This window comes from Caulobacter sp. GW821-FHT10A06 (assembly GCF_059415805.1).
Genome location: NZ_JBWKNY010000001.1, coordinates 706,927 through 723,135 on the forward strand (window position 1 = coordinate 706,927; position 16,209 = coordinate 723,135).

Sequence of the window (16,209 nt, forward strand, 5' to 3'; positions counted from 1 at the left end):
TCCGGCCTAAACGGCGGCCGGGCCGCTTTCTCCGGTTCGGATGCGGATGACCTCCGCGATCTCCGAGACGAAAATCTTGCCGTCGCCGATGCGGCCCGTGCGGGCGGCGCGGGTGATGGCTTCCAGCGCGGGTTCCAGCTGGCTGTCCTCGACGACCACCTCCACCTTGATCTTGGGGAGGAAGTCCACGACGTACTCGGCGCCGCGATAGAGTTCCGTATGGCCCTTCTGACGGCCATAGCCCTTGGCTTCGAGCACGGTCATGCCCTGGACGCCCATGTCTTGCAGGGCCTCCTTCACCTCATCCAGCTTGAACGGCTTGATGACGGCTTCGATCTTCTTCATCGGTTCCACTCGGTCCCGTCGGCGGCAGGCCGCCTTCACTGAGCGGGCAACCATCACGACCGCCGGAGCGTCGCAAGCGAGCGCCGCCGACATTTATGACCGTTCGGTTGTCTCATAGGCATGTGATGCAATTTTAGGCGCCTGGCGCCGTTGAAATGCGCATTTTCGGATTGGCGGCCAAATCGGCTTGCGATGCGCCGTTTGGCGCCTACGATCGCGCCGAACGAGCGTTTGAACGGGGGTGGAAATGCGCGACGACACGCCGGTTTTGATCGGGGCGGGCCAATTCACGTATCGCGGTGAGGCCGGAAATTCACCATCTCCGCTGGAATTGCTGAAAACTGCGGCGGAAAGAGCCTCGCTCGACGCCGGGCTGGCAGGGTCGGTTCTTGCTGATCTCGACGCTTTGGCGGTCGTTGCGTTCAGTATCGACGCGCCTGGAGGGCTGTCGAAGCTGCCTTTGCCACGCTTGGCGGATCCGCCGGCCTCGCTGGCGCACGCGGTCGGAGCCTCGCCAGCATGGAGCGTCTACACCGAGACGGGCGGCAACAGCCCCCAGCAGGCGGTGAATGTCGTCTGTGAGCGGATCGCCAAGGGCGAGTCGCAACTGGCCCTGGTGACGGGCGCGGAGTTCCTGGGCTCGCTGATGAAGCGGATGAAGGGCGGCCTGGGCTTCGAGGGCTGGGGCGACGACATCACCAGCACGCCCCGGCGCATTGGCGACCCGCGTCCGGGCGTCACCCGGCAGGAGGGCGCGCACGGCCTGGGCTATCCGGTGAACACCTATCCCTTGTTCGAGAACGCGCTGCGGGCGCGGGACGGGCGGTCGCTGGCGGATCACCAGAAGCAGCTGGGCGAGTTCTTCGCGCCCTTCACCCAAGTCGCCGCCGCCAATCCTCACGCTTGGTTCCCGGTCGAGCGGTCGGCCGAGGAGTTGGTTACGGTGACCGACCGCAATCGGATGGTCGGCTATCCGTACCCGAAGTACCTGAACGCCATCATGGAGGTGGACCAGTCCGCCGCCGTCCTGATCGCCAGCGTCGGCAAGGCGCGGGAGCTGGGCGTGCCCGAGGAGAGGTGGGTCTTCCTGCACGGCTGCGCCGACGCCTCGGACCTTTGGTATCCTCTGGAACGCCAGGACTACCACTCCAGCCCCGCCATGCGCCTGACCGGCGAACGCGCGCTGGAGATGGCGGGGATCGGCGTCGAGGACCTGGACGTCATCGACCTCTATTCCTGCTTCCCCTCGGCGGTGCGGATCGGGGCCGAGGAGATCGGCCTCTCGCTGGACGACCCGCGCGGCCTGACCGTCACCGGCGGCCTGCCGTATTTCGGCGGCCCCGGGAACAACTACGCCCTGCACGCCATCGCCGAGATGGTGGGCAAACTGCGTGAGCGGCCCGGCGCCTGGGGTTTGTCGACCGCCAACGGCTGGTTCCTGACCAAGCAGTCGGTCGGCATCTATTCGACCAAGCCCTTCGAGGGGAAATGGGAGCGGGAGGCGCCTTCGGTGCTTCAGGCCAAGATCGACGCCTTGCCGCATCCTGAGATCGTCGAGAAACCCGAGGGGCCGGCGACGATCGAGACCTACACCGTCGTCCACGGTCGCGAGGGCGTGCGGATGGGCATCGTCATCGGCCGCGACGCCGAGGGCCGCCGCTTCGTGGCCCAGACACCGGACGACCCAGAGGTGCTGCGCGACCTGGAAAGCCGTGAGGGCGTCGGGCGCACCGGCGTGGTCGGGCCGCATCCGGATGGCGTCCGCAACCTCTTCGTCCCGGATTGAGCGCCATGAATAGAGTGCATGTCATCCGTCACGGGAAACCCGCTGCGACCTGGGGCGGAGACGACGAGGATCCGGGCCTGGACGGCACGGGCCTGTTGCAGGCCCTGGCGATCGCCAAGGAGGTCCTGGCCTTGCCCAAGGATCAGCGACCGACGCGGGTGGTGTCCTCGCCGCTGCGCCGCTGCCGCGAGACGGCCGAGCCGCTGGCCGACGCTTTGGGCGTGGACATCGTCATCGATCCGCGCGTCGGCGAGATCCCCACCCCGGCGGCCTTGAGCCATGAGGAGCGGCCGGCCTGGCTGCGCCAGGCGTTCGGCGGACGCTGGGATGAGATCCAGGGCGACCTGGACTATGTCGCCTGGACGCAAAGCGTCGCGGCGGCCCTGCGCGAGCACGCCGGCGCGGCGGTGTTCAGTCACTTCGTCGCCCTGAACGCGGCGGTCGGCGTGGCGACGGGGCAGGGCGAGGTCATGGCCTTCCGGCCCGACCACTGCTCGCGCACGGTGTTCGAGATCGACCGCGACCGCTTGATCCTGGCCGAGAAAGGGCGCGAAGCTCAGAGTCAGGTGCTTTGAAGGAGTAGGCGTGGCGCGAGAGATTCTGACGGTCGCCCAGATGGCCGCGGCCGATCGCGCCGCCGTCGAGCGCGGCACGCCGACGCCGGTGCTGATGGAGCGAGCCGGCGAGGCCGTGGCCCAGGCCATCCGGGAGCGCTACGCCCATCGTCCCGTGGTGATCTGGTGTGGTCCCGGCGACAACGGCGGTGACGGCTATGTCGCTGCCCGCCACCTGCGCAAGCGCGGCTGGCAGGTCGTGGTCGAGGGCGCCTATCCGCCGTCCTCCGACGCCTGCCGCTGGGCCGCCTCGCGCTGGAAGGGCGAGGTCCGGCCGCTGTCGACCGAGCTGTCGGCCGGTACGCTCTATATAGATGCGTTGTTCGGGGCCGGTCTGTCGCGGCCCCTGGAGGGCGACGTCGCCAAGCTGGCGCGTCTCGCCGCCGAGCCATCCCTGACCCTGGTCGCGGTCGACACGCCGTCGGGCCTGCACGGCGACACCGGCCGGCCGCTGGGCGACGTCGCCTTCCGCGCCGACCTGACCGTCACCTTCCACCGCCGCAAGCGCGCCCATGTGCTGGCCGAGGGCCGTAAGGCCTGCGGTGAGATCGTCGTCGCCGACATCGGCCTGTGGCCCGGCGAGGGTGCGGACCTGTTCGAGAACGATCCCGACCTCTGGGGCAAGCGCTTTCCCTGGCCGGCGCTGGACGCGCACAAGCACACGCGCGGCCGCCTGAAGGTGGTCAGTGGCGAGATGTGGAGCACGGGCGCGGCGCGGCTGGCGGCGCGGGGCGGTCTGCGGATCGGGGCCGGCGCGGTGACCTTGCTGTCGCCGCCGGGCGCTCTGGCGGTCAACGCCGCCCACCTGGAGGCGATCATGCTGGCGCCGTTCGGGGCCGAGGCTGACCTGGCCGTCGCCGCCGAGGAGGCCGACGCGGTGATCATCGGCCCGGCCGCCGGGGTGGGGGAGGCGACCGCGCTGAACCTGCAGGCCCTGGCCCAGACCGGCGCGGCCCTGGTCGTCGACGCCGACGCGCTGACCAGTTTCCGGCATGACGTCGAGACTCTGTTCGCCTGCCTCGACCGCGACGACGTCCTGACCCCGCATCCGGGTGAGTTCGAGCGAATCTTCCCGGGCCTGCTGGCCCGGTCGCCCGAGCGGATCGCCGCGACTCGCGAGGCGGCCAGGCGGGCAGGGGCCGTCGTGCTGCTGAAAGGCCCCGACACCGTGGTCGCCGCGCCGGACGGCCGGGCGGCCGTGTCGCTGAACGGTACGCCCTGGCTGGCCACCGCCGGCTCGGGCGACGTGCTGGCCGGCTTCATCGGCGGGCTGATCGCCCAGGGCATGGAGAGCTTCGAGGCCGCCTGCGCCGGGGCCTGGATCCACGCCGAGTGCGGCGCTGCTCATGGACCGGGCCTGATCGCCGAAGACCTGCCGGGCATGGCGCCCGCCGTGCTGGCCCAGCTGTACGCCGGGCGCTGAGCGGACTTGCGCGGCGGGGTTTAAGTCCGTAATCCCCCTCGCACGCGGATGTGGCGAAATTGGTAGACGCACTAGATTTAGGTTCTAGCGCCGAGAGGCGTGGAGGTTCGAGTCCTCTCATCCGCACCAGACGCCTCGTGACGGCCTGCTCAAAAGACTGGGCCGGCTGTCACGAGTTTTACTTATGACGCTCTTGGATGCTCGCGCACGTCGTGACATAAGGGCGCTCTTTCGCCGCCCCGGCCTCGCGGGCGGCGTCGATCTTTTGGACCCCAGGGCGGAGCTCGGGCGCTCGGCGCCTCGGACCCGAGAATTAAAGAATGTCGATGCAGATCGTTGAAAAGTCGGGCGAAGGCCTCAGCCGCGTTTTTGGCGTCACGGTGCCCGCAAGTGAACTGGCCACGCGCCTGGAAGCGCGCATCGCCGAAGTCGCGCCGCAGATGAACGTGAAGGGCTTCCGCCCCGGCAAGGTGCCGACGGCCCACGTTCGCCGCCTGTACGGCAAGGGCCTGATGGGCGAAGTCATCGAGCAGGCTCTGAACGAGACGACCTCGAAGGTCCTGGAAGAGAACAAGCTGCGTCCGGCCGGTCAGCCCGAGCTGAACCCGACCTCGGACATGGACAAGGTCCTCAACGGCGGCGAAGACTTGGTCTTCGATCTGGCCGTCGAAGTGATGCCGGAATTCGAACCGATCGACCCGGCGTCGATCGAGCTGGTCAAGCCGGTCTACAAGGTCGGCGACGAAGAAGTCGAAGAAGCCCTGGCCGAGCTGGCCAAGCAGGCTCGCACCTATGAGCCGCGTACGGGCAAGAGCCTGAAGGCCAAGGACGGCGACCAACTGCTGATCGACTTCGTCGGCACCATCGACGGCGTCGAATTCGCCGGCGGTAAGGCCGAAGGCGCTGAGCTGGTCCTGGGTTCGGGCCAATTCATCCCGGGCTTCGAAGAACAACTGGTCGGCGCCAAGCCGGGCGACGAGATCGTCGTGAAGGTGAAGTTCCCGGAAGAGTACCAAGCCGCCGACCTGGCCGGTAAGGACGCCGAGTTCGCCACCAAGGTCACCGAAGTCCGCGCGCCGGTCGACGGCAAGGCCGACGACGAGCTGGCCAAGCGCCTGGGTCTGTCGGACCTGGCCGCCCTGACCGAGCTGCTGAAGTCGAACCTGGGCAGCCGCTACGAGAACAGCTCGCGCTTCAAGCTGAAGCGCGCCCTGCTGGACGTCCTGGACACCAAGCACGACTTCGCCCTGCCGCCGCGCATGGTCGACGCCGAGTTCGCCGGCATCTGGCAACAGGTCGAGGCCGACAAGGCCCGTGGCGGCCTGCCGCCGGAAGACGCCGAGAAGTCGGAAGACACCCTGAAGGACGAGTACAAGAAGATCGCCGAGCGCCGCGTGCGCCTGGGTCTGGTCCTCGCCGAAATCGGTCGTAAGAACGACGTCGTCGTCACCGACCAGGAACTGACCGACGCGATCATGCGCGAAGCCCGCCAGTACGGCGCTCAGGCCCAGCAAGTGTTCGACATGTACCGCCAGCGCGCCGACCTGCAGGCCGCCCTGCGCGCCCCGATCTACGAAGACAAGGTCGTCGACCTGATCTTCGGCAAGGCCAAGATCGAGGAAAAGGAAGTCTCCAAGGACGAACTCCTGGAAGAGGACGACCTGCCGGAAGGCTACGGCGGCTAAGGCTCGCTGAAGTCGAAAGAAATGAGGCGCGGCTCGCAAGGGCCGCGCCTTTTTCGTTTCGCCACGAAACCGCCGGCTCCTTGCAACCTGTTAAGCGCCACGCGATATGCGAGAGCGACGGCGCGCGAGAGCTGATTCGTTTTCGCCGCCCAGACACACAAAGAGGGTGATCCCTATGATGTACGATCCGATGGCGACGGCGATGAACCTGGTTCCGATGGTGGTCGAGCAGACCAGCCGCGGCGAGCGCGCCTTCGACATCTTCTCGCGCCTGCTGAAGGAGCGGATCATCTTCCTGACCGGTCCGGTCGAGGACGGCATGGCCAGCCTGATCTGCGCCCAGCTGCTGTTCCTGGAGTCCGAGAACCCCAAGAAAGAGATCGCCATGTACATCAACTCGCCGGGCGGCGTGGTGACGTCGGGCCTCGCTATCTACGACACCATGCAATACATCAAGAGCCCGGTCTCGACGGTGTGCATGGGCATGGCCGCCTCGATGGGTTCGCTGCTGCTGCAGGCCGGCGCGCCGGGCCAGCGCATCGCGCTGCCGAACGCCCGCATCATGGTGCACCAGCCCTCGGGCGGCTTCCGCGGCCAAGCCTCGGACATTGAGCGCCACGCCGAGGACATCATCAAGACCAAGCGTCGCCTGAACGAGATCTACGTCAAGCACACCGGCCGCACCTATGAGGAAGTCGAAAAGACCCTCGACCGCGACCACTTCATGAGCGCTGACGAAGCCAAGGCCTGGGGCCTGGTCGACCACGTCTACGACAGCCGCGACGCGGCCGAGGCGGGCGCCGAATAAGGCGCTAAGCTTCGCAAGAACAAGAAAGCCGCCGATCTCAGGATCGGCGGCTTTTTCTTTACTCGGAACCCTGCGGCAAATTCGCTCAGGTCGCGGGCCGGCCTCGGAAGACGCGGTAGCCCTTCTCGTCGGCGATCGCCAGCATCTCGGTGTCGCCCGAGGTGTCGCCGTAGGCCGCCGTCAGGTGCACGTCGGGGCCGAAGACCTCGCGCAGGCGCTGCACCTTTTCCTTGGCCCGGCAGTTGTTCCCGTCGAGGCCGCCCAGGATGCGGCCGTCCTCGTTGGTCATCAGGCGCGTGCCGATCAGCATGTCGGCGCCCAGGCCCCGGGCGAAGGGCGCGACGGTGATTTCGGGCGAGGCGGTGACAATCACCATCTTGGCCCCCTTGGCCCGCCACGAGCGCCAGACGGCCAGGGCGTCGGGGCGCAGCAGGGACGGGGCGAAGGCCTGGGCGAAGGCCCGCGCGTCGTTCTCGATCTGCTCAACGGTCGCGCCCTTCATGAACTCGCGAACCGCGGCGGCCTTGAGTTTCGCGCGGTTCCTGTCGAACACGTAGCCGATCAGCGACGGGGTCAGGCGGATGACGCCGCGCGTCCACTTGCGGCCGGCGCGCCACTTCAGGAAGGCGTTGAAGCTGTCCTTGACGGTCAGGGTGCCGTCGAAATCGAAGGCCACGAGCGCGGGCTCATCGCCCAGATCGCCGGTCATCGGACGCGACGCGCTCAAACCCATCGACATCAACGAACGCTTCGCCATAGACCTTCCCAAAGAGCGCGCTTGCCGCGCTCGACCCTTACGATTCCGGTTCTCGTAATAAGGGGTTCCTGGGGCGGCGGTAAGGGCTTAGTCGCTCGGCGCTTGCGTCGGCGCGCCAATCGCCCAAATTAGATGACGAGGTCATGACACGATCCAGCAGGTTCAGGCGTTTGAGGGCGGAAAGGCGCCGGCAAGGCTTGTGAACCGAGCCCGGATCGGGGATTGTCAAGGATTAGACAACTCCCGGCGTATATCCTGCCTGCTTCGGTGGCGGTGTGTGTGCTCGGAGGGGCGTCACCGGCGTAAGCCGTAAGTCGCCATAGTGTGAGAAGCGATCATGACGAAAGCCGCGAGCGGCGACACCAAGAGCACTCTCTACTGTTCTTTCTGCGGAAAGAGCCAACATGAGGTGCGCAAGCTCATCGCGGGACCGACGGTGTTCATTTGTGATGAATGCGTCGAGCTCTGCATGGATATCATTCGCGAAGAGCACAAGATCGCTTTCGTGAAGTCCAAGGACGGCGTCCCGACGCCGCGCGAGATCTGCGAGGTGCTGGACGATTACGTGATCGGCCAAGGTCACGCCAAGAAGGTCCTCGCGGTTGCGGTCCACAACCACTACAAGCGCCTGAACCACGCTTCGAAGAACAACGACGTCGAACTGGCGAAGTCGAACATCCTGCTGGTCGGTCCGACCGGTACGGGTAAGACGCTGCTGGCTCAGACGCTGGCCCGAATCATCGACGTGCCGTTCACGATGGCCGACGCCACGACGCTGACCGAAGCCGGTTACGTCGGCGAAGACGTCGAGAACATCGTGCTGAAGCTGCTGCAAGCCGCCGACTACAACGTCGAGCGCGCCCAACGCGGCATCGTCTACATCGACGAAATCGACAAGATCAGCCGCAAGTCCGACAACCCGTCGATCACCCGTGACGTGTCGGGTGAAGGCGTGCAGCAGGCCCTGCTGAAGATCATGGAAGGCACCGTCGCCTCCGTGCCGCCGCAAGGCGGGCGCAAGCATCCGCAGCAGGAATTCCTGCAGGTCGACACGACGAACATCCTGTTCATCTGCGGTGGCGCCTTCGCCGGCCTCGAGAAGATCATCTCGGCGCGCGGCGCGGCCAAGTCGATCGGCTTCGGCGCGAAAGTGACCGATCCGGAAGAGCGCCGCACGGGCGAGATCCTGCGGAACGTCGAGCCCGACGACCTGCAGCGCTTCGGCCTGATCCCGGAATTCATCGGCCGTCTGCCGGTGGTCGCGACCTTGGAGGATCTCGACGAGACCGCCCTGGTCAAGATCCTGACCGAGCCGAAGAACGCCTTCGTCAAGCAGTACCAGCGCCTGTTCGAGATGGAGAACATCGGCCTGACCTTCACCGAGGACGCCCTGCACCAGGTCGCCAAAAAGGCCATCGCCCGCAAGACCGGCGCCCGCGGCCTGCGTTCCATCATGGAAGGCATCCTGCTGGAGACCATGTTCGAGCTGCCCAACTACGAGGGCGTCGAGGAAGTGGTGGTCAATGCCGAGGTCGTCGAAGGCCGCGCTCAGCCGCTGCTGATCTACGCCGAGAAGAAGGGCGGGGCGGCTTCGGCCTAAGCGCCAAGCTTCGTCGCGAAAATCAGGGCGCGTCTTCCACAGGGAGGCGCGCCTTTTTCGTGGATAAACCGGTGTCGTAAACCTGTTGGACGACCGGTGAGGCTTCGGCGCCACGGGCAGCTTGAGCGAGCGAAAGTCCTTTTCCCGACAGTGTTTAGGCGAACTTGCCCGCTATGGCGCCAGCCGGGGCATATTCACTTCAGCTTTGCCGGTCACGCGCGACCTGTCGCCGCTGTGAGGCGAGTACGCTTGAACCCTGTTGTAAAACGTCCACATAAATAACGACCATTCGCCCAGTCACGGGCGGACGGGTCGTTCGACTCAGGCGCATCGTCTGATGTTACGGCGGCCCGCAGGGCCAAGGCGTCTAGGGGCGCTGAAGGCCGGGAGTATTGAGCACATGTCCGAACTACGTACGCTTCCTGTCTTGCCGCTGCGGGATATCGTTGTGTTCCCGCACATGGTCGTGCCGCTTTTCGTGGGCCGCGATAAATCCGTACGCGCCCTCGAGGAAGTGATGCGCGGCGACAAGCAGATCCTGCTCGTCACCCAGAAGAACTCGGCGGATGATGATCCGGCGCCGGGCGACATCTTCGACGTCGGCGTTCTGGCCACCGTCCTGCAGCTGCTGAAGCTGCCCGACGGCACCGTGAAGGTGCTGGTCGAGGGCAAGGGCCGCGCGGCCGTCGTGAAGTTCACCGACCAGGAGTCCTTCTACGAGGCCCAGATCGGCGAAGTCAGCGAAGACGAAGGCGCCGGCCCCGAGGCCGAGGCCCTGTCGCGCGCGGTCGTCGAGCAATTCGAAAACTATGTGAAGCTGAACAAGAAGGTGCCGCCGGAGGCCCTGGCGTCGATCCCGCAGATCGCCGAACCGGGCAAGCTGGCCGACAGCATTGCCGCCCACCTGTCGGTGAAGATCGGCGACAAGCAGCACCTGCTGGAAATCTTCGACGTCGTGAAGCGCCTGGAGAAGGTCTTCGCCCTGATGGAGGGCGAGATCTCCGTCCTGCAGGTCGAGAAGAAGATCCGCTCGCGCGTGAAGCGCCAGATGGAGAAGACCCAGCGCGAGTACTATCTGAACGAACAGATGAAGGCGATCCAGCGCGAGCTGGGCGACCCGGATGACTCGCGCGACGAGCTGATCGATCTCGAAAAGCGCATCAAGAAGACCAAGCTTTCCAAGGAAGCCCGCACCAAGGCCGAGAGCGAGCTGAAGAAGCTGCGCAACATGAGCCCGATGTCGGCCGAGAGCACCGTTGTCCGCAACTATCTGGACTGGCTGCTGTCGATCCCGTGGGGCAAGGCCAAGACCAAGAAGATCGACCTGCCGGAAGCCGAAGGCATCCTCGACGAGGACCACTACGGCCTGGACAAGGTCAAGGAGCGGATCCTGGAGTACCTGGCCGTCCAGGCCCGGACCAACTCGCTGAAGGGCCCGATCCTGTGCCTGGTCGGCCCTCCCGGCGTCGGCAAGACCTCGCTGGGCAAGTCGCTGGCCAAGGCGACCGGTCGCGAGTTCGTGCGTATGTCGCTGGGCGGCGTGCGTGACGAAGCCGAGATCCGCGGTCACCGCCGCACCTACATCGGCTCGATGCCCGGCAAGGTCGTCCAGTCGATGAAGAAGGCCAAGACCACGAACGCCTTCGTCCTGCTGGACGAGATCGACAAGATGGGCAGCGACTACCGCGGCGACCCCGCCTCGGCGCTGCTGGAAGTGCTGGATCCGTCGCAGAACTCGACTTTTGGCGACCACTATCTGGAGGTCGACTACGACCTGTCGCAGGTGATGTTCGTCACGACGGCCAACAGCCTGAACATGCCCCAGCCGCTGCTGGACCGCATGGAGATCATCCGCATCCCCGGCTACACCGAGGATGAGAAGCTGGAGATCGCCAAGCGCCACATCTTGCCGAAGCTGAGCAAGGACCACGGCCTGAAGTCGGCCGAGTTCATCGTTCCGGACAAGGCGATCCGCGACCTGATCCGCTACTACACCCGGGAAGCCGGCGTGCGGTCGCTGGAGCGGGAACTGGGCGCCCTGGCGCGCAAGACGGTGCGTGACCTGGCACGCGAAAAGCTGACCACGATCACCATCGACGATGAGCGCCTGGCCAAGTACGCGGGCGTCCAGAAGTACCGCTACGGCGAGACCGACGAAGTCGACCAGGTCGGCATTGTCACCGGTCTGGCCTGGACGGAATTTGGCGGCGACATCCTGACCATCGAAGCCGTGAAGATGCCGGGCAAGGGTCGCATGTCGATCACCGGCAACCTCAAGGAAGTGATGAAGGAGTCGATCTCGGCGGCCAACAGCTACGTCCGCTCGCGGTCGGTGCAGTTCGGCATCAAGCCACCGGTGTTCGAGAAGACCGACGTCCACATCCACGTGCCGGACGGCGCCACGCCCAAGGACGGTCCGTCCGCCGGCGCGGCCATGGGTCTGGCCATCGTCTCGGTGCTGACCGGCATCCCGATCCGCAAGGATATCGCCATGACCGGCGAGATCACCCTGCGTGGCCGGGTCACCGCCATCGGCGGCCTGAAGGAGAAGCTGCTGGCGGCTCTGCGCTCCGGCGTGAAGACCGTGCTGATCCCGCAGGAGAACGAGAAGGACCTCGCGGATGTGCCCCAGAGCGTCAAGGACGGTCTGGAAATCATCCCGGTCTCGACCATGGACGAGGTGCTCAAGCACGGCCTCACCGGCCCTTTGACCCCGGTCGAATGGAACGAGGCTGATGAGCCGATTGCTGCGGGTGCGAAGAAGGACGACCCTGATGGGGACGCCGTTCTGACCCACTAAACGCAACTAATCGTTGATAACTTAGGCGGCGCGGGAGTTTCCCGCGCCGCTCGCGTTTGACGGGGCATTTTCTGCCGCCATAATCCCCCGCTGAGCCAAGCGCCGTAAGGAATAAGCGGCGCCGCTCAGGCTGGGAGAAAAACATGACCACAAAAGCCGAACTCGTTACGGCGATCGCCGAGAAGGCGGGCATCAACAAGAACCAGGCCAAGGACGCGCTGGAAGCTTTCATCGACGCCGTCACCGACTCGTTGAAATCGGGTCAGGACGTTCGCCTGGTCGGTTTCGGCACCTTCAAGGCCGTGACCCGCGCCGCAGGCACCGCCCGCAACCCGCGCACCGGTGAGACCGTCAATCGTCCCGCTTCGAAGACCGCGCGCTTCCAGGTCGGCGAAGGCTTGAAGTCCTCGCTAAACGGCTAAACCAGTTTCCGCTTAAGAGAGGCGGAGCGTCATCCTGGGGGGGCTGACGTTCCGCCTTTTCGTTTTGCGCTTTGCGCGGCGCACGGGTGCGGCTAGAAGCGCCCACCCAAGTGGGGCAGTTAGCTCAGCGGTAGAGCGTCTCGTTTACACCGAGAGGGTCGGGGGTTCGATCCCCTCACTGCCCACCATCCTTCCAGCACAAGTCCGATCCAACCTCGCGCGAGCCAGCGCGGGGTGCCGCCACATGACGCCGTTTTAACCTGCGTAACACTGATCGAAGTGATATCACTTTGATCGCACCGCTGGAGGAGCGCCATGACCGAGACCCGCACCATCAATCCCACTACCGAGCGTCCCCATGGCGGCATGGGCGGCGGCCTGCCGCTGTTGGCGCTGCCGTTCCTGCTGGGCGGAGGGATCTTCGCCTTCTCGCAGGAGCTGCCGGTCATCGGCGTCGCCCTGGTCCTGCTGTTTCTGCTGGTGTCGGCGGGCTTCTATTCGCTGCAGCCGAACGAGGCCTACGCGATCACCCTGTTCGGATCCTATGTCGGCACCGACCGTAAGACCGGCCTGCGCTGGATCCTGTTCTGGTATGGTCGCAAGAAGATCAGCCTGCGGGTGCGCAACGTCACCAGCGAGACGCTGAAGGTCAACGACAAGCGCGGCAACCCGATCGAGATCGCCGCCAACATCGTCTGGCGGGTCAAGGACTCGGCCCAGGCCCTGTTCGACGTCGATGACTACGTCGCCTTCGTGAACATCCAGATCGAGACCGGCCTGCGCGAGGTCGCCTCGCACTACGCCTACGATCACGCGGAGGAGGGCGAGCCGACCCTGCGCGCCCATGCCGAGGAGGTCGGTGACCGCCTGCAGAAGGACCTGCAGCAGCGCTGCAACGTCGCCGGCGTCGCCATCGACGAGGCGCACCTGATGCACCTGGCCTATGCCCCCGAGATCGCCGGCTCGATGTTGAAGCGTCAGCAGGCCGAGGCCGTGCTGGCCGCCCGCCGCACGATCGTGGCCGGCGCCGTGGACATGGTCGAAAGCGCCCTGAGCCAGCTCAGCGAGCGGGGCGTCGTCACTCTGGACGACGAGCGTCGCGCCTCGATGGTCTCGAACCTGTTGGTCGTGCTGTGCGCCGATCGCGAGGCCCAGCCCGTGGTCAACACCGGCACGCTGTACGGCTGACGTGGCCGAGGATCCGGAAAAGGGAGCAAAAGGCGGACGGCGCGCGTTTCTGATGCGCGTCCGTCCCGAGGTGTTGGCCGCCGTCGAAAAGCTGGCCGATGCGGAGTTGCGCAGCGTGAATGCTCAGGTAGAGGTATTGCTGCGCGAGGCCCTCAAGCGTCGCGGCGTCACTCCAAAATCGTCCGGGAACGGCGAGGAACTGTGAGTGTCGCAAAAGCTTTATCGTTCCAGGGCCGAATGGGGGGCCTGGAGTAGCGATGAGGAATCGGCGTGACGGACACGACATTGACTCGGCCCGCCGGCCTGCGTGGTTTCCAATCTGAAATCGCTCCGCCGACTGACGGCCCGGTTCGTCTTGTCGACACCACCATGCTCTACGCCCCGCGCAGCGGCGGCGTGCGTCGTTACCTGGCGTCCAAGCGCGCCTGGCTGGCCGCCAATCGTCAGGACGTCCGCCATACGCTGGTCGTGCCGGGTGCGCGTGATTCCTATGATGGCCAGGGGCGGGTCTCGATCTATGCCGCGCCGTTGCCGTTCGGCGCGGGCTATCGCTGGCCGATGGTCAAGGCCGCCTGGATGGACCGCCTGATCCGTCAGCGGCCTGACATCATCGAGGCCGGCGATCCCTATACGCCGGGCCTGGCGGCGCTGAGGGCAGGGGACGCCCTGGGCATCCCTGTCGTCGGCTTCTGCCATACCGATCTCGGCAAGCTGGCCGCGCTGCACATCGGCGAGTGGGCCGAAAAGCCCGTCCAGAAGCGCTGGGCGGCGATCTATCGTCAGTTCGACCAGGCCGTGGCTCCCAGCCGCTTCATCGCCGGCCGCCTGATCGAGGCGGGCGTGCACAACGCCATCGGCCTGCCGCTGGGCGTCGACACCGAGCTGTTCCACCCCGCGCGTGGCGATCGGGACGCTTTGCGCCGCCGCCTGGGCGTCGCGCCGGACGAGCGTCTGCTGGTCTTCGCCGGCCGTCCGGCGCGTGAGAAGAAACTGGAAGTGCTGGTCAGCGCGGTCGAGCGACTCGGGGCGCCCTACAAGCTGCTGTTCGTCGGGGCCGGCGGCGGCGCGCCGGTCAGCGACCGCGCCCTGTGCCTGGACTATGTGCGCGATCCCGCCACCTTGGCCGGCGTACTGGCCAGCTGCGACGCCTTCGTCCACGCCAATGACAACGAGCCGTTCGGCCTGATCGTGCTGGAGGCGATGGCCTGCGGTCTGCCCGTCGTGGGCGTCGCCGCCGGTGGGGTGGCCGAATCTGTGGATGAAGAGGTCGGTCAGCTGGCCGTGGCCTCCGAGCCCGCCGCATTCGCCGAGGCGATCGAGGCCCTGTTCGCGCGTGATATCGCGGCCATCGGCGCGGCCGCTCGCCGGCGCGCGGTCGAGCGGCACGGCTGGGACGCGGTGTTCCGCCAGCTATGCGGCATCTATGGCGGGCTGACCGGCCGCCAGGCGTTCGGCGGCCAGGTCCCGCTGCGCGACCACTAGGCTTTGAGCGACGTTAGGATCTCGTAGCTGTGCTTGCGCGCGGCGTGATCGTAGATTTGCGAGGCGAACATCAGCTCGTCGGCCTCCGTCAGCTTCAGCACCTTGTCGATCTTGCGCTTCACCGTCTCGGGCGAACCGATCGCCGAGTACTGGAAGGTGTGGTCCAGGCCCGCCAGCTCGGCCTCCGAAGCATGCTCGCGGATATCGTCTACCGGTGGCGGCAGCAGGCCAGGGCGGCCGCGGCGCAGGGCCAGGAACTGCTGCTGGGTCGAGGTCGCCAGGCGAGTCGCCTCCTTATCGGTATCGGCCGCGCAGACGCCGATGCAGACCATGGCGTAGGGCTTGTCCAACACCTCCGACGGCTTGAAGTGCCGGCGATACAGCAGGAGGGCGTCCAGCAGCGAGTCGGGCGCGAAGTGGGCGGCGAAGGCGAACGGTAGGCCCAGCGCCGCCGCCAGCTGCGCGCCCCAGGTCGACGAGCCAAGCAACCAGATCGGCACGTCCTGGCCTTCGCCCGGCACGGCGCGGATGTTCTGGTCGGGATCGGCCGGCTTGAACCAGTGCTGCAGCTCGACGACGTCCTGGGCGAACGAATCAACAGCGCCGGCATAGCGGCGCAGGGCGCGCATGGTGGCCTGGTCGGTGCCCGGCGCGCGGCCCAAACCCAGATCGATACGGCCGGGATAGAGCGCGGCCAGGGTGCCGAACTGTTCGGCGACCATCAGCGGCGCGTGATTGGGCAGCATGACGCCGCCCGATCCGACCCGAATCGTCTTCGTCCCGCCGGCCACGTGGCCGATCACGACGGCGGTCGCGGCTGACGCGATTCCCGGCATGTTGTGATGCTCGGCCAGCCAGTAGCGGTGGAAGCCGAGAGATTCGGCGTGCTGGGCCAGGTCCAGGCTGTTGTTGAGCGCCTGGCCGACGGGCGTGCCTTGCGGAACGGGGGCCAGATCCAGAACGGAGAACTGCGGGTAAGCTGAGGTCATGTCCGCTACATGGCGTGCGGTAATCGCAACTCAAGCCGTTGCGAAGATCATTCTCGATGTAAGGGGAGAAGAACCACTGGACGGTGGCGCGAATGACGGGACTCGAACCCGCGACCTCCGGCGTGACAGGCCGGCGCTCTAACCAACTGAGCTACATCCGCATCGTTGCGCCTGAGCGCGACGGTCGTCCGTAAACCGAGGGGAGGGTGCTTTCCGACCCCTGTTTATAAGGGGTGGCGCGAATGACGGGACTCGAACCCGCGACCTCCGGCGTGACAGGCCGGCGCTCTAACCAACTGAGCTACATCCG

General features: G+C 66.2%; 14 protein-coding genes and 3 tRNA genes. 13 read left to right on the plus strand and 4 right to left on the minus strand.

Translation table 11 applies throughout. The features are described 5' to 3' along the window. Positions 1–6 precede the first annotated feature (6 nt). Positions 7–345, minus strand: a complete 339-nt coding sequence (locus AC07NF_RS03065; RefSeq protein WP_099577548.1) for a P-II family nitrogen regulator — start codon at positions 343–345, stop codon at positions 7–9. 247 nt (positions 346–592) lie between these two features. Between AC07NF_RS03065 and AC07NF_RS03070 the strand changes: the two genes are divergently transcribed. The 6 genes from AC07NF_RS03070 (at position 593) to AC07NF_RS03095 (ending at position 6,661) form a co-directional block, all read left to right on the plus strand. Next, the gene (locus AC07NF_RS03070; protein WP_494631108.1) at positions 593–2,131 is read left to right on the plus strand and encodes an acetyl-CoA acetyltransferase; all 1,539 of its coding nucleotides are present in this window, start codon (positions 593–595) and stop codon (positions 2,129–2,131) included. A gap of 5 nt (positions 2,132–2,136) precedes the next feature. After that, positions 2,137–2,706: a histidine phosphatase family protein gene (locus AC07NF_RS03075; RefSeq protein ID WP_494631106.1), complete on the plus strand. Its 570-nt coding sequence runs from the start codon at positions 2,137–2,139 to the stop codon at positions 2,704–2,706. A gap of 10 nt (positions 2,707–2,716) precedes the next feature. Further along, a complete protein-coding gene (locus AC07NF_RS03080; RefSeq protein ID WP_494631104.1) occupies positions 2,717–4,168 on the plus strand; it encodes an NAD(P)H-hydrate dehydratase in 1,452 nt (483 codons plus the stop codon). Between the two features lie 44 nt (positions 4,169–4,212). Then, positions 4,213–4,297: transfer RNA gene (locus AC07NF_RS03085), tRNA-Leu, on the plus strand. 197 nt (positions 4,298–4,494) lie between these two features. After that, on the plus strand, positions 4,495–5,853 hold the full coding sequence (gene tig, locus AC07NF_RS03090) for a trigger factor (protein WP_494631102.1): 1,359 nt from the start codon (positions 4,495–4,497) through the stop codon (positions 5,851–5,853). A 166-nt stretch (positions 5,854–6,019) separates the two neighbouring features. Then, positions 6,020–6,661: an ATP-dependent Clp protease proteolytic subunit gene (locus AC07NF_RS03095; RefSeq protein ID WP_454716369.1), complete on the plus strand. Its 642-nt coding sequence runs from the start codon at positions 6,020–6,022 to the stop codon at positions 6,659–6,661. Positions 6,662–6,746: 85 nt separating this feature from the next. Here the strand turns inward: AC07NF_RS03095 and AC07NF_RS03100 are convergent, their stop codons facing one another. Then, complete coding sequence (locus AC07NF_RS03100; RefSeq protein WP_494631100.1) at positions 6,747–7,418, minus strand: HAD-IB family hydrolase; 672 nt, start codon at positions 7,416–7,418, stop codon at positions 6,747–6,749. 337 nt (positions 7,419–7,755) lie between these two features. Between AC07NF_RS03100 and clpX the strand changes: the two genes are divergently transcribed. The 7 genes from clpX (at position 7,756) to AC07NF_RS03135 (ending at position 14,910) form a co-directional block, all read left to right on the plus strand. Then, positions 7,756–9,018 (plus strand): ATP-dependent Clp protease ATP-binding subunit ClpX, encoded by a 1,263-nt coding sequence (gene clpX / locus AC07NF_RS03105; RefSeq protein WP_354072648.1) that lies wholly within the window; start codon positions 7,756–7,758, stop codon positions 9,016–9,018. Positions 9,019–9,418: 400 nt separating this feature from the next. After that, positions 9,419–11,818 carry an endopeptidase La gene (gene lon, locus AC07NF_RS03110; protein WP_494631096.1) on the plus strand — a complete coding sequence of 800 codons (2,400 nt, stop codon included), beginning with the start codon at positions 9,419–9,421 and terminating at the stop codon, positions 11,816–11,818. A 143-nt stretch (positions 11,819–11,961) separates the two neighbouring features. Next, positions 11,962–12,240: an HU family DNA-binding protein gene (locus AC07NF_RS03115; protein WP_013079364.1), complete on the plus strand. Its 279-nt coding sequence runs from the start codon at positions 11,962–11,964 to the stop codon at positions 12,238–12,240. A 113-nt stretch (positions 12,241–12,353) separates the two neighbouring features. After that, positions 12,354–12,428 (plus strand) — tRNA-Val (locus AC07NF_RS03120). A gap of 127 nt (positions 12,429–12,555) precedes the next feature. Next, positions 12,556–13,428, plus strand: coding sequence for an SPFH domain-containing protein (locus AC07NF_RS03125; RefSeq protein WP_492810950.1), 873 nt, complete (start codon positions 12,556–12,558; stop codon positions 13,426–13,428). A gap of 1 nt (position 13,429) precedes the next feature. Beyond that, the gene (locus AC07NF_RS03130; RefSeq protein ID WP_492810949.1) at positions 13,430–13,633 is read left to right on the plus strand and encodes a type II toxin-antitoxin system antitoxin; all 204 of its coding nucleotides are present in this window, start codon (positions 13,430–13,432) and stop codon (positions 13,631–13,633) included. Between the two features lie 65 nt (positions 13,634–13,698). After that, positions 13,699–14,910 (plus strand): glycosyltransferase family 4 protein, encoded by a 1,212-nt coding sequence (locus AC07NF_RS03135; protein ID WP_494631092.1) that lies wholly within the window; start codon positions 13,699–13,701, stop codon positions 14,908–14,910. Here the strand turns inward: AC07NF_RS03135 and AC07NF_RS03140 are convergent. Continuing rightward, the gene (locus AC07NF_RS03140) at positions 14,907–15,899 is read right to left on the minus strand and encodes an LLM class flavin-dependent oxidoreductase (protein WP_494631087.1); all 993 of its coding nucleotides are present in this window, start codon (positions 15,897–15,899) and stop codon (positions 14,907–14,909) included. The two genes, AC07NF_RS03135 and AC07NF_RS03140, sit on opposite strands and share 4 nt — an antisense overlap. Before the next feature lie 84 nt (positions 15,900–15,983). Then, positions 15,984–16,060 (minus strand) — tRNA-Asp (locus AC07NF_RS03145). Between the last annotated feature and the right edge of the window lie 149 nt (positions 16,061–16,209).

Excerpts from the sequence above, each read along its gene's own strand:
- AC07NF_RS03125 (WP_492810950.1), top strand. The coding sequence starts at position 12,556 with ATGACCGAGACCCGCACCATCAATCCCACTACCGAGCGTCCCCATGGC.
- AC07NF_RS03115 (WP_013079364.1), top strand. The coding sequence starts at position 11,962 with ATGACCACAAAAGCCGAACTCGTTACGGCGATCGCCGAGAAGGCGGGC.
- AC07NF_RS03070 (WP_494631108.1), top strand. The coding sequence starts at position 593 with ATGCGCGACGACACGCCGGTTTTGATCGGGGCGGGCCAATTCACGTAT.
- AC07NF_RS03065 (WP_099577548.1), bottom strand. The coding sequence starts at position 345 with ATGAAGAAGATCGAAGCCGTCATCAAGCCGTTCAAGCTGGATGAGGTG.
- AC07NF_RS03075 (WP_494631106.1), top strand. The coding sequence starts at position 2,137 with ATGAATAGAGTGCATGTCATCCGTCACGGGAAACCCGCTGCGACCTGG.
- clpX (WP_354072648.1), top strand. The coding sequence starts at position 7,756 with ATGACGAAAGCCGCGAGCGGCGACACCAAGAGCACTCTCTACTGTTCT.
- tig (WP_494631102.1), top strand. The coding sequence starts at position 4,495 with ATGCAGATCGTTGAAAAGTCGGGCGAAGGCCTCAGCCGCGTTTTTGGC.
- lon (WP_494631096.1), top strand. The coding sequence starts at position 9,419 with ATGTCCGAACTACGTACGCTTCCTGTCTTGCCGCTGCGGGATATCGTT.
- AC07NF_RS03140 (WP_494631087.1), bottom strand. The coding sequence starts at position 15,899 with ATGACCTCAGCTTACCCGCAGTTCTCCGTTCTGGATCTGGCCCCCGTT.
- AC07NF_RS03100 (WP_494631100.1), bottom strand. The coding sequence starts at position 7,418 with ATGGCGAAGCGTTCGTTGATGTCGATGGGTTTGAGCGCGTCGCGTCCG.